The sequence below is a fragment of the Mycolicibacterium frederiksbergense genome (assembly GCF_012223425.1).
Taxonomy (GTDB): domain Bacteria; phylum Actinomycetota; class Actinomycetes; order Mycobacteriales; family Mycobacteriaceae; genus Mycobacterium; species Mycobacterium frederiksbergense.
In genome coordinates this window covers 5,015,235-5,027,641 of sequence record NZ_CP038799.1, presented here as the reverse complement: position 1 = coordinate 5,027,641, position 12,407 = coordinate 5,015,235, and the positions used below count along the sequence as shown (strand labels likewise).

Below are 12,407 nucleotides of genomic sequence, written 5' to 3'. Positions count from 1 at the left end.
CCCGGATCGTGCGCGGCGCTAGTGCGCCGCGGCGTCCCAGCTGCGCCCGTAGCCCACCGACACCTCCAGCGGCACATCGAGCGGGTAGGCGTTACCCATGTGCTCGCGCACCAGGGCTTCGAGGGTGTCGCGCTCCCCCTCGGCCACCTCGAACAGCAGTTCGTCGTGCACCTGCAGCAGCATGCGCGACTGCAGGCCGGCGGCCTTGATCGCCTCGTCGACGTTGATCATCGCGACCTTGATGATGTCGGCGGCACTGCCCTGAATGGGGGCGTTGAGCGCCGCGCGTTCGGCGGCCTCACGGACATTGCGGTTGCTGCTGTCCAGCTCGGGCAGATAGCGGCGGCGACCGAGAACCGTTGAGGTGTAACCGTCCTTGCGGGCCTGGTCGACCACATCGCGCAGGTAGTCGCGGATGCCACCGAAACGGTCGAAGTACTGCTCCATCTGATTCTTGGCCTCTTCGGTGCTGATCTTCAGCTGAGCCGACAACCCGTAGGCACTCAGGCCGTAGGCCAAGCCGTAGGACATCGCCTTCACGCGGCGACGCAGTTCGGCGTTGACCTCGTCGATCGGCACATCGAACGCCCGCGACGCCACGAATGAGTGCAGGTCCTCCCCGGTGTTGAAGGCCTCGATGAGGCCCTCGTCGCGGGACAGGTGCGCCATGATGCGCATCTCGATCTGGCTGTAGTCCGCCGTCATCAGTTCGGCGTACCCCGCACCCACCACAAACCCATCGCGGATGCGCCGGCCCGCCTCGGTGCGGATCGGGATGTTCTGCAGGTTGGGCTCGGTCGACGACAGCCGCCCGGTGGCGGCGATGGTCTGGTTGAAGGTGGTGTGGATACGGCCGTCCGAGGCCACCGAGTTCAGCAGGCCATCGACGGTGACCTTGAGCCGGGTGGCATCCCGATGTGCCAGCAGATGCTGCAGGAACGGGTGCCCGGTCTTGTCGAAAAGGCCCTGCAGCGCATCGGCATCGGTGGTGTACCCGGTCTTGGTCTTCTTGGTTTTCGGCATCTCCAACTCGTCGAAGAGCACCACCTGGAGCTGCTTGGGCGAGCCGAGATTGATCTGCTTGCCGATGACCCCGTAGGCGGCCTCGGCGGCATCGCGGATCAGATCCCCGAATTCGCTCTGCAGCTCCTTCAGGAAGGCCACATCGACTGCGATGCCGGTGCTTTCGAGCTCGGCGAGCACCCGCTGCACCGGAAGTTCCATCCGGTGCAGCAACGAGGACGAGTCGATGCGGGCCAGCTCCTCGTCCAGCGCGTCAGCGAGATCCATCACCGCCCCGGCCCGCAGCAGCACCGCCTGCACGGCCTGCTCGTCGACGCCGTCGTTGTCATCCAACAGTGAAAGCTGCTGCTGCTCAGGGTTATCCGCCCTCAGCTCACGCTTGAGGTAGCGCAGCGACAGGTCGTCGAGGGCGAAACTGCGCTGCCCCGGCCGTACCAGATAGGCCGCCAGCGCGGTGTCCGACGTGACCCCGGCGAGCTTCCAGCCGCGGCCCTCCAGATCATGCATGGCCAGTTTGGCTTCGTGCAGCGCCTTGGGCGGGCCGGGATCGGCCAGCCAGGACGCCAGCGCGGCCTCGTCGTCGGGTTGCAGGGTCGCGGTGTCGATATACCGGCCGTCGCCGTCGTTGGCGACGATGGCCAGCGCCGTCGCATCCCCGTCGAAGGCCAGGTGGGTGCCGACGACCGCGACGCCGAATCGGTTACCCAGGCTGTGTTCGGACAGCCACGCGGCGAGTTCGCCGGGTTGCAGCGCGCCGCCGCGCACGTCGAAACCCTGCTCCACCTCCGGGTCGGCCGAGGCGAGGGTGTCGAACAGCCGGTCGCGCAGCACCCGGAACTCCAGGTCGTCGAACAACCGGTGGATGTGGTCCCGGTCCCACGGCAGCATGCGCAGCGTGTCGGGGGTCTGCGGCAGCGGCACATTCTTCACCAACTCGGTGAGCTCGCGGTTGAGCACCACCGACGACAGGTTGGCGCGCAACGCATCACCGACCTTGCCCTTGACGGTGTCGACGTTGTCGACCAGAGCCTGCAGCGAGCCGTGCTCGACGATCCACTTGGTCGCGGTCTTCTCCCCCACGCCCGGGATGCCCGGCAGGTTGTCGCTCGGGTCGCCGCGCAGCGCCGCGAAATCCGGGTACTGCTCCGGGGTGAGGCCGTACTTCGCCTGCACGGCATCCGGGGTGAAGCGGGTCAACTCGCTGACCCCCTTGACCGGGTACAGCACGGTGACATCGCTGCTGACCAACTGCAGCGAATCCCGGTCGCCGGTCACCACCAGCACCCGGTAGCCGCCGGCCTCGGCCTGGGTCGCGAGCGTGGCGATGATGTCATCGGCCTCGAAACCTTGCTCGGCGAGCACCGTGATGCCGAGTGCGCCCAGCACCTCCTTGGTGATGTCGATCTGGCCGCGGAACTCGTCCGGGGTCGCCGACCGCCCCTCCTTGTACTCGGGGTACTTCTCCTTGCGGAAGGTCTGCCGGGACACATCGAAGGCGGCGGCGATGTGACTGGGCTGCTCATCGCGCAACAGGTTGATGAGCATGGCGGTGAACCCGTACACGGCGTTGGTGGTCAGACCGCCCTGGGTCTTGAAGTTCTCCGCGGGCAGCGCGTAGAACGCACGGAAGGCCAGCGAGTTGCCGTCCAGCAGCATCAACGTGGGTTTCTCGTCAGTGCCGGGCTTCTTCTCGGATGCCTCGGCGGCAGTCTTGGCGGGGCTCACGCACCCAACTCTAGGCACCCACCCCGACAGGCGGGCGACGCTGTCGGGGAGTTCATCCCGCCCGCCGCCCCGTCCTCTGGTCCGAGCGAGTTCTGCTCGTGTCCGCGATCGCCGAAGAATGTGGCACGCGGGCCGACACTCGATTCGCGCGCCACGGCCAAACTGCAACACGTTTCAGTTTTACCCTCGGAATGGGTAGTCTGACCCCCGTGCCAGCAGCAACCACAGAACCCGCGTTCGCAGGGTGGTTCGCCACCGATGACTCCGGTGACACCCATCTGATCGGCGGCAAGTGCACCGCGTGCGCCACCTATGTGTTCCCGCCGCGGGAAACCAACTGCCCCAACCCGGCCTGTGACAGCGACACGCTGGCACTGGTCCCGCTGTCCCGGCGCGGCACGGTGTGGAGCTACACCGAGAACCGCTACGCCCCGCCCCCGCCGTACCCGTCCCCGGATCCGTTCGAACCGTTCGCCGTCGCCGCCGTCGCACTCGAAGAAGAAGGCCTCATCGTGCTGGGCAAGGTCGTCGAAGGCACCCTGGCCGCCGACCTCACAGTCGGCATGGAGATGGAACTGACCACGATGGCGCTCTACACCGATGACGCGGGCGTCGTCCGCACCACCCACGCCTGGAGGATCGCAAAATGAGTCCGGAACCGGTCTACATCCTGGGCGCCGGGATGCACCCCTGGGGCAAATGGGGCCGCGACTTCACCGAATACGGCGTCGTCGCCGCCCGCGCCGCCCTGGCCGAAGCCGGACTGGACTGGCGCCAAATCCAACTCGTCGCCGGCGCGGACACCATCCGCAACGGCTACCCCGGCTTCGTCGCCGGCGCCACCTTCGCCCAAAAACTCGGCTGGAACGGCGTACCCGTCACCTCCAGCTACGCCGCCTGCGCCTCGGGCTCCCAAGCCCTGCAATCCGCACGCGCCCAGATCCTGGCCGGATTCTGCGACGTCGCCCTGGTCATCGGCGCCGACACCACCCCCAAAGGCTTCTTCGCCCCCGTCGGCGGCGAACGCAAAAACGACCCCGACTGGCAACGCTTCCACCTCATCGGCGCCACCAACACCGTCTACTTCGCCCTCCTCGCCCGCCGACGCATGGACCTCTACGGCGCCACCGTCGACGACTTCGCCCACGTCAAAGTCAAAAACGCCCGCCACGGCCTCAACAACCCCAATGCCCGCTACCGCAAAGAAGCCACCGTCGAGGACGTGCTGGCCTCCCCCGTGGTCTCCGACCCGCTGCGCCTGCTCGACATCTGCGCCACCTCCGACGGCGCCGCCGCCCTCATCGTGGCCTCCAAAGCCTTCACCGAAAAACACCTCGGCAGCGTGGCCGGCGTGCCCTCGGTACGCGCGGTCAGCCTGCAATCGCCGCAATACCCCCAGCATCTGCCCGAACTGCCCGATATCGCCACCGACTCCACCGCCGTGGTGCCCGGACCCGAGCGGGTGTTCAAAGACCAGATCCTCGACGCCGCCTACGCCGAAGCCGGCATCGGCCCCGAAGACCTGTCCCTGGCCGAGGTCTACGACCTGTCCACCGCCCTGGAACTCGACTGGTATGAGCACCTGGGCCTGTGCGCCAAGGGCGAAGCCGAACAGCTGCTGCGCTCCGGTGCCACCACCCTCGGCGGCCGCATCCCGGTCAACGCCTCCGGCGGCCTGGCCTCCTTCGGCGAAGCCATCCCCGCCCAGGCCATCGCCCAGGTCTGCGAACTGTCCTGGCAACTCAAAGGCCAGGCCACCGGCCGCCAGGTCGACAACGCCACCGTCGGCATCACCGCCAACCAAGGCCTCTTCGGCCACGGCTCCTCGGTGATCGTCGCCCGGTAGCGCGGACCTTTCGGTTCAATGGGCCGATGACAGAGGTCGTCTCAGTGCGGGTCAAGCCCGGCAGCAAGAAGGGCCCGTTGGTCGAGGCGGGACCGGACGGCGCGTTGACGATCTACGTACGCGAGCGGGCGGTCGAGGGCAAGGCCAACGACGCGGTCGTCGCCCTGCTCGCCAAGCATCTGGGCGTGCCGCGCAGTCGCGTCGAGTTCGCGTCGGGGGCGACGTCGCGGATGAAGCGCTTCCGCATCTCGTGAAGTGAGCGTGCGTGAACTACTTCCGGGCGACGGCGTGTCGGGGAGCAGACACGCTCGCGGGCAGGGCGGCCCGGTCAGGCCACGCCGAGGTAAGCGGCCCGAATGCTGTCGTCCTTGAGCAGATCGGCTGCCACGCCGGTGCGGGTGACCTCGCCGGTCTCCAGGATGTAGGCCCGGTCGGATCTGCTGAGCGCCTGCTGCGCGTTCTGTTCCACCAGCAGCACCGTGGTGCCCTGGCTGTTGATCTCGGAGATGATGCGGAAGATCTGCGAGATCACCATGGGCGCCAGACCCATCGAGGGTTCATCGAGCAGCAGCACCTTCGGTCGCGCCATCAGCGCGCGGCCGATGGCCAGCATCTGCTGCTCGCCACCGGACAAAGTGCCACCGACCTGGTTGCGGCGCTCCGCGAGTCGCGGGAAGGTGGTCAGCACCCAGTCGAGCTTCTCGTCATGCTCGGCCTTGGAGGCAAATTTCCTTCCATAGCAACCCATTTCGAGGTTCTCGATGATGGTCATGCCGGGAAAGACGCCGCGTCCCTCGGGGGCCTGGATCAGTCCGTCGGACACCCGCCGATGCGCCTTGACCTTGCCGATGTCCTTGCCGTCGAACCACACCGAACCCGATGTGAGCGGCAGCAGTCCCGAGATGGCCCGCATCATGGTGGTCTTCCCGGCGCCGTTGGAGCCCAGCAGAGTGACCAGCTCACCTTCGTGCACCACCAGCGAAACACCGTGCAGTGCCCGGATTCTGCCGTAGTGCACGACGATGTCCCGCACCTCCAACAGCACCGGACGCTCGGCGGCCTCAGGCGAGTTCGTCATCGGGGACCCCCAGATATGCGGCGATGACCTTGGGGTCCTCGCGGATTTCGGCCGGCAGACCGTCGGCGATCTTGCGACCGAACTCCAGCACCACGATCCGGTCGGTCACCCCCATCACCAGGCGCATGTCATGTTCGATGAGCAGCACCGTGTAGCCGTCATCGCGGATCTTGCGGATCAGGTCGATCAGCGCCGACTTCTCGCTCGGGTTGAATCCGGCCGCGGGTTCGTCCAGGCACAGCAGCTTGGGTTCGGTGGCCAGCGCCCGAGCGATCTCCAGGCGGCGCTGGTCGCCATAGGGCAGGTTCTTGGCCTTCTCCTCGCCACGGTGCGCGATACCGACGAAATGCAGAAGCGCAGCCGACCTCTCGATGGCCGACTTCTCTTCACGACGATGCCGCGATGACCGGAACAGCGCACCCGGCACCGAGGTGTGATGCCTCGCATCGGTGCCCACCATGACGTTCTCCAGCGCGGTCATCTCACCGAACAGCCGGATGTTCTGGAAGGTGCGGGCAATCCCGAGCCGGGTGATCTGATGCCGTTTGATCCGCCCGATCGGTGACCCGTCGAACGTGACGGAACCCGAACTGGGCCGGTACACACCGGTGATCGCGTTGAAGCAGGTGGTCTTGCCGGCCCCGTTGGGCCCGATCAGCCCGAGGATCTCTCCGCGTTTGATGTTGAACGACACCGCATCCAGGGCCGTCAGACCGCCGAACTGGACGGTGAGATCGTTGGTCTGCAGCAGGACTTCGCCCTCATCGACCGTGATCTCGCGGTGCACGCCGGCGATCTCGGCGACATTCTCGAAGCTCTCGGCGTCGGTCATTTCACCGGCTCCGTATCTTTCGGCTTGCTCCGCAACAGCTCACGCGCGGCTTTGGCATAGGTGAGCAGATGCTGCCGGGCCGGGAACAGGCCCTGGGGCCGAAAGATCATCAACACCACCAGTGCGAGCCCGAAGAACAGGTACTTCAGATTGCCCATGTCGATGCCGGCGAAGTGCACACCGAGCAGCCGGTTCGGCAGGTACACGATGATGAACGCGCCGAGGATCACACCGAGCTTGTTGCCCTGACCGCCGAGCACCACCGCGCACAGGAACAGCATCGAGTTGATGATGTTGAACGTCGGCGGCGCAACGTATTGCACCTGACCGGCGTACAGCGCACCGGAAAGACCACCGATGGCCGCGCCGATGGTGAATGCCCACAGTTTGAACTTGAACGCGTTGACGCCCATCACTTCCGCAGCGTCCTCGTCCTCGCGGACCGCTATCCAGGCGCGCCCCACCCGGCTGCGTTCCAGGTTGCCGACGAGTAGCAGGATGCCGACGATCAGAATGAGACCCAGCCAGAACCACCAGGTTCCGTAGTTGGCGTCCCCGGCGGAGTTGGACACCGAGAACACACCCTCGGGATGTTGCTCGCTTTCCAAGAAGTGCGGGAAGGCAACCTCATTGAGGCCACGCGGGCCGTTGGTGACATCGGCCAGGTTGTCGGCGAGCAGGCGGATGATCTCGCCGAACCCCAAGGTGACGATGGCCAGATAGTCACCACGCAGGCGCAGCGTCGGGGTGCCGAGGATCAGGCCGCTCAACGCGGTGACCGCCATCGCGATCGGCACGCAGGACAGCCAAGCCCACGGGGTGCTGAAGAAACCCGACGCCCCCATCTGGTTCCACGGACTTTCCGGGCTGGTCAGCAGGGCGACCGTGTAGGCGCCGACGGCGTAGAAGCCGACATAACCCAAGTCGAGCAGACCGGCTTGGCCGACAACGACATTGAGGCCGATCGCGATGATGGCGACCATCGCGAACTGGGCCATGGTGCCACCGAAGCTGATTCCCGGGGTGTCCAGAAACGCCGGTGTGAACAGCGGCGAGAGCGCGATCCCCGCGAACAGCACGACGCCGAATACCCATTTCTGGGCTCGGGTCAGGCCGTCCCACCAGTCCATGACCTTCGCCCAACGGGTGGCCGGGCCGGTAGAAGTAGTCATGCGCGCGCCTTCCCGAGGCTCTCGCCCAAGATGCCGGTCGGTCTGACCAACAGCACCAGGACCAGCAGGACGAACGCGACGACGTCACGCCACTGGGTGCCGAATACCGCCTGACCGTAATTCTCCATCACGCCGAGCAGCAGACCGCCGAGCAGCGCACCGCGCAGGTTGCCGATACCGCCGAGCACCGCGGCGGAGAAGGCCTTGATACCCAAGAGAAATCCGCCCGAGTAGATGATGCCCTGGGGCACCTTCAGGGTGTACAGCAGCGCCGCGGCACCGGCGAGCAGGCCGCCGATGAGGAAGGTCGTCATGATGACGCGCTCACGGGACACCCCCATCAGCGTCGCGGTGTTCGCGTCCTGGGCGACCGCGCGGACACCGCGGCCGAGTTTGGTGCGGTTGAGTGCCACATCGGTGAGCAGCGCGAGCACCAGTGCCGACCCGATGATGACGATCGTCGTGTTGGAGATCGCGACACCGAACAGTTCGAACTGGGTCTTCGGTTGCACCAACACGATGGGCTGCTGGGCGTTCGGGCCACCGTAGCCCGGTATCAGCTTGGGCAGGATGAACAGCACGAACTGCTGCAGCACAAAGGACATGCCGATCGCGGTGATCAGGAAGGTCAGCGCCTTGGCGTTGCGTTTACGCAGCGGGCGGTAGGCGATGAATTCCAGGCCGACCGCGGCGCCGCCGGACACCAGCATCGCGAACAGCATCGCGAAGCCCAAGTAGAGGATGGTCAGCGCGACGCCCTTGTTGTAGGCGTTGCCGCTCGGTGTGAAGCCCATCAGGATGTCCAGCGCGAAGTAGGCGCCGAACATGCCGAGCATGAAGATCTCGGAGTGCGCGAAGTTGATCAGCCGCAGCACGCCGAAGACCAGGGTGTAACCGACGGCGACCAGGGCGTAGATCGCGCCCCAGGACAGGCCGTCGATCGTCAACTGCCAGAAGCTGTCGAACAATGCCCCGACATTGAAGTTGATGTTGGCGGCCAGGTTCATCCGGTGGTGAGCTCCTCGCTGACGCGATGACGGTTGCTGCGGCAGTGGTGTGAAGACGAAAGCGCGTCCGAGGCATGCGCTCTCGGACGCGCTTTCGTCTCAGCTGTTACTGAACGTCGTAGATCCAGATGAGCGTCGTGGTGAGCTCACCTTCCGGAGTCCACTGGTATTCGCGGGCCACACCCTGGCCCTGGTAGTTGCGCACGAAATCCAGCAACGCGGGGCGGGTGATCGCGCCGGAGTCGATGCCCTTGAGCAGGATGGTGCCCAGGTCATAGCCCTCGGCGCTGTACGTGCCGGGCTCGGTGTTGAATTTCGCGGTGTACTCCTCGGCGAACGACCCGGTGGCCGGGCCGCACGGGCAGGCCAGCACCGCACCCTTGGACGATTCGCCCGCCTGCTTGACGAACTCGGGATCCTTCGTGCCGTCGGCGCTGGCGAACACGCCCTCGAAGCCACCGTCACGCAGCTGCTGAACCAGCGGCGCGGCCTCGGCGTAGTAGCCACTGAAGAAGACCGATTCCGGTGCCGCGCCATTGATCTGGGTGACCGCAGCGGAGAAGTCCTTGTCGCCCTTCTTCACCGAGATGTTGCAGGCGGGATCGGCCACGGGGCCCAGGGTGTCGCGCACCGCGGTGGCCAGCCCCAGACCGTAATCGGTGCTGTCATCGACCACGCAGATCTTCTGATGGCCCAGATTGTTCTTCAGGTAGTTGGCGACGGACGGGCCCTGCACGCCGTCGTTGGCCAGTCCGCGGAAGAAGGTCCTCCAACCGTTCTCCGACAGTGTCACATTGGTGGCCGAGGCTGTGACGGCAGCGAGGCCGGCCTGGTCGAAGACACCACCGGTGGCCTTGGTCTCACCGGAGAAAGCCGGTCCGACCAGGCCGATCGTGTACTGGTCCTCGACGATCCGCGGGGCGATGTTGGAGGCCTTCTGCGGGTCGCCCTCGGTGTCGAACGGCTTGAGCTGCACCTGGCAGCCCGGATTGGCCTCGTTGTGCTGATCGATGGCCAGCTGTACGCCGTTCTTGATGTTGATGCCGAGCGCGGCATCGGGTCCGTTGAGGGCACCGGCCATGGCGATCGACACCGGCGGGCAGGTGGCGTTGCCGTCACCGGCCGGATCGGCGGGTGCAGCGCCCTCGGCCGCCGCAACCTCGGCGCCGTTCTCGTCGATCTGCACCTTTTCCACGATCTTGAGGTTCGTCTGGGACGCCTCTTCTTCGGGCGTGCTCTGACTGCAGCCGGCAATCGCCAGGGCCATCAGGCCCGCGCCTCCGAGAGCAAATGCCTTGCGTGCCACGTGACCGCGCACGTCTCACCTCCGGTTCCGTTTTCAGGTCGGCACCTTCGTTCCGGTCGGGACGACCGGGACGGGGATGCTTCGCGGAAAACCATAACCATTCCGGGGCTCCGTCGCGCCATGTTGAGCGACGCGTTGCGCAGATCAGCCGGGTTAGCCGGTCAAACGAAGCCGCCGGAAACGCAGACTTAACCGGCAGAGGCGGTCAGGACGCTCATTTCTCGGCGCCGGTGGCATCCTCGGTCGGCGTGTCGAGAGTCTCGAGCACCACCTCGGCCACCCGCTTCATCGTGGTGCGGCGGTCCATCGCCGCACGCTGAATCCACTTGAACGCCTCGGGCTCGGTCATCCCCTGGTTGGCCTGCAGCAAACCCTTCGCCCGCTCGACCAGCTTGCGCGTCTCCAGCCGATCCGACAGGTTCGCGACCTCGTGCTCCAGGGCCGCGATCTCACCGAACCGGCTGACCGCGACCTCGATGGCCGGGATCAGATCGGTGATGGAGAACGGCTTGACCAGGTAGGCCATCGCACCCGCATCGCGGGCGCGTTCGACCAGTTCGCGCTGGCTGAAGGCGGTCAGAATGACGATCGGCGCGATGCGCTTGGTGGCGATCTCCGATGCCGCATCGATGCCGTCCCGGCGGGGCATCTTGACGTCCATGATCACCAGATCCGGTTTCAGGCTTTCCGCGAGATCGACCGCTTCCTGACCGTCTCCGGCCTGCCCGACTACTTCATAGCCTTCCTCACCCAGCATCTCTGCCAGGTCCATTCGGATGAGCGCCTCATCTTCGGCGATGAGCACGCGGCGGGGTGCAGGAGCGTCGGTCATGACGCACATTGTCGCGCCTTTGTGGTCCCGGGGCGAGCTTGGGGTTAACAGTGCCTGCCGGGAAGGGTGACTGCACGCATCTACTAAGGTGGGGGCTCGCGCCCTCGTATCCCAACTGGCAGAGGAAACGGATTCAAAACCCGTGCAGTGTGAGTTCGAATCTCACCGAGGGCACCACAGGCACCAGAGTGGGCCGTGCCGCTACGGCCGGTAGGACAGCAGTTCGCTCACCGTCACGAATCGGTATCCCTCGGCCCGGAGTCGTTCGATGATCCGCGGCACTGCGGCCCTGGACGCGGACCGGCTCGGCATCATGACATGCAGCAGCACGATCGATCCTGGGCGAACGTTCGCCGTGGTCACGTCGACGATCCGCCCAATGTCCGGAGCGCCGGCCGAGTCCGGCGCCACGTCCCACATCACGGTGGTGCGCTCACGTTCCGCCAGATAGTGGGGCAGGGTCCATAGTTTCTTGCCATACGGAGGCCTGAACGTGATGGGACCTCGGTACCCAGTTCGCGCGATCGCGGCGTCGGTTGTCTCGACTTCCCTCGCGACGGTGCCCGGTGCCCGGTGCCCGGTGCCCGGTGCCCGGTGCCCGGTGCCACGAACATCATGCGACGGTGGGTATAGGTGTGGTTGCCGATCTCGTGCCCGGCCCGTGCGATCGCCGCTCCGTACTCCGGGTGACGGTCCACGTCGGCACCATTGAGATAGAACGTCGCCGAGACGCCGGCCGCGGCCAGCATGTCCAGAATCTCAGGCGTCGAGTCGCCCGGTCCGTCATCGAAGGTCAATGCAACCACCTTCTCGGCAGTGGCCACCCGACTGACCAGATCACCGGTCAATTGGTAGGTGCGGGAACGGGAAAGGCCGTATGTCGCAAAACAGGCCGCCAACAGCAGGACGACACTGAAGGGCCCCACCACGATCCACCGACGCAACAGTTCTTCCTCTCGGGGACAACGGCTATCACCACCGGGCACGTACGCCCTCAAATTACCGTCACCGATCACGCTGTCGCGCCGGCGCAGGGGCGCTCGACCTCACATGCGCCAAACACCACTGTTGCTCCAATGGTCCGAGGACGTGAAGTGCACGCCCATCCCGACCCGAAAGAAACCGACAGATATGACGTTTTCCCACCCCGCAGTACGCGTGCTCGCCGGGTTCACCGCGGCAGCCGCAGCCACCTTGGCGCTCGCCTCCTCGGCGGCCGCCGAACCTTCCGGCAAGCTGATCGAAACCACCTGCAGCTACCAGCAAGTCGATGCCGCGCTACAGGCCGAGGCCCCGCAGTTGGCGGACCGTTTGCACAGCCGGCCCGAGGCGCAGTCGAAAGTGCAAGAACTGCTGGCACTTCCGGTTCCCGAGCGCCGTGACCGGGTTCAGGGGTTCCTCGACCGCAACCCGGATGTCCGCGCGGCCGTCGAGAGGCGCAGGTCCACCCCGGAAGGCCAGGAGACGGTGGCGAAACTGAACCGGATCGCCGAAACCTGCCACAACTACTAGACCGGTGCGGCGACGCGTGCCCCGTCTCCCCCGACGGGGCGCCGTCGCCGAACGCAACAACCTCACGGCGACCA

The 12,407-nt window shown here is 65.9% G+C and carries 13 protein-coding genes and 1 tRNA gene; 5 read left to right on the top strand and 9 right to left on the bottom strand.

The window, feature by feature from the left end; genetic code table 11:
* Positions 1-18: 18 nt before the first annotated feature.
* A complete protein-coding gene (polA, locus tag EXE63_RS27300; protein ID WP_168144524.1) occupies positions 19-2,748 on the bottom strand; it encodes a DNA polymerase I in 2,730 nt (909 codons plus the stop codon).
* Between the two features lie 209 nt (positions 2,749-2,957).
* Here polA and EXE63_RS27295 point away from each other — a divergent pair, with 209 nt between their 5' ends.
* Genes EXE63_RS27295 through EXE63_RS27285 form a run of 3 tightly spaced genes read left to right on the top strand, consistent with a single transcriptional unit; the run spans position 2,958 to position 4,848 of the window.
* A complete protein-coding gene (locus EXE63_RS27295; RefSeq protein ID WP_234904291.1) occupies positions 2,958-3,398 on the top strand; it encodes a Zn-ribbon domain-containing OB-fold protein in 441 nt (146 codons plus the stop codon).
* Positions 3,395-4,594, top strand: coding sequence for a lipid-transfer protein (locus tag EXE63_RS27290; protein ID WP_168144522.1), 1,200 nt, complete (start codon positions 3,395-3,397; stop codon positions 4,592-4,594). The genes EXE63_RS27295 and EXE63_RS27290 overlap by 4 nt, the downstream gene beginning before the upstream one ends.
* Positions 4,595-4,620: 26 nt before the next feature.
* Positions 4,621-4,848, top strand: a complete 228-nt coding sequence (locus EXE63_RS27285; protein WP_168144521.1) for a DUF167 domain-containing protein — start codon at positions 4,621-4,623, stop codon at positions 4,846-4,848.
* A 74-nt stretch (positions 4,849-4,922) separates the two neighbouring features.
* Here the strand turns inward: EXE63_RS27285 and EXE63_RS27280 are convergent, their stop codons facing one another.
* From EXE63_RS27280 to EXE63_RS27255, 6 genes are all read right to left on the bottom strand, one after another.
* Complete coding sequence (locus tag EXE63_RS27280; protein ID WP_168144520.1) at positions 4,923-5,672, bottom strand: ABC transporter ATP-binding protein; 750 nt, start codon at positions 5,670-5,672, stop codon at positions 4,923-4,925.
* Positions 5,656-6,504 (bottom strand): ABC transporter ATP-binding protein, encoded by an 849-nt coding sequence (locus tag EXE63_RS27275; protein WP_168144519.1) that lies wholly within the window; start codon positions 6,502-6,504, stop codon positions 5,656-5,658. The genes EXE63_RS27280 and EXE63_RS27275 overlap by 17 nt, the downstream gene beginning before the upstream one ends.
* Positions 6,501-7,634, bottom strand: a complete 1,134-nt coding sequence (locus tag EXE63_RS27270; protein WP_210000910.1) for a branched-chain amino acid ABC transporter permease — start codon at positions 7,632-7,634, stop codon at positions 6,501-6,503. Before EXE63_RS27270 ends, EXE63_RS27275 begins: the two co-directional genes overlap by 4 nt.
* A 38-nt stretch (positions 7,635-7,672) precedes the next feature.
* Positions 7,673-8,683: a branched-chain amino acid ABC transporter permease gene (locus tag EXE63_RS27265; RefSeq protein ID WP_168144517.1), complete on the bottom strand. Its 1,011-nt coding sequence runs from the start codon at positions 8,681-8,683 to the stop codon at positions 7,673-7,675.
* Positions 8,684-8,789: 106 nt separating this feature from the next.
* Positions 8,790-10,001 (bottom strand): branched-chain amino acid ABC transporter substrate-binding protein, encoded by a 1,212-nt coding sequence (locus EXE63_RS27260; protein WP_168144516.1) that lies wholly within the window; start codon positions 9,999-10,001, stop codon positions 8,790-8,792.
* A gap of 202 nt (positions 10,002-10,203) precedes the next feature.
* The gene (locus tag EXE63_RS27255) at positions 10,204-10,821 is read right to left on the bottom strand and encodes a two-component system response regulator PdtaR (protein WP_210000047.1); all 618 of its coding nucleotides are present in this window, start codon (positions 10,819-10,821) and stop codon (positions 10,204-10,206) included.
* A gap of 100 nt (positions 10,822-10,921) precedes the next feature.
* Here EXE63_RS27255 and EXE63_RS27250 point away from each other — a divergent pair.
* Positions 10,922-10,998: transfer RNA gene (locus EXE63_RS27250), tRNA-Leu, on the top strand.
* A gap of 24 nt (positions 10,999-11,022) precedes the next feature.
* Here the strand turns inward: EXE63_RS27250 and EXE63_RS33535 are convergent.
* Positions 11,023-11,244, bottom strand: a complete 222-nt coding sequence (locus EXE63_RS33535; RefSeq protein WP_366515299.1) for a polysaccharide deacetylase family protein — start codon at positions 11,242-11,244, stop codon at positions 11,023-11,025.
* The gene (locus EXE63_RS33530; protein WP_366515298.1) at positions 11,241-11,837 is read right to left on the bottom strand and encodes a polysaccharide deacetylase family protein; all 597 of its coding nucleotides are present in this window, start codon (positions 11,835-11,837) and stop codon (positions 11,241-11,243) included. The genes EXE63_RS33535 and EXE63_RS33530 overlap by 4 nt, the downstream gene beginning before the upstream one ends.
* Before the next feature lie 115 nt (positions 11,838-11,952).
* Here EXE63_RS33530 and EXE63_RS27240 point away from each other — a divergent pair, with 115 nt between their 5' ends.
* Positions 11,953-12,333 (top strand): hemophore-related protein, encoded by a 381-nt coding sequence (locus tag EXE63_RS27240; protein ID WP_168144514.1) that lies wholly within the window; start codon positions 11,953-11,955, stop codon positions 12,331-12,333.
* Positions 12,334-12,407 lie beyond the last annotated feature (74 nt).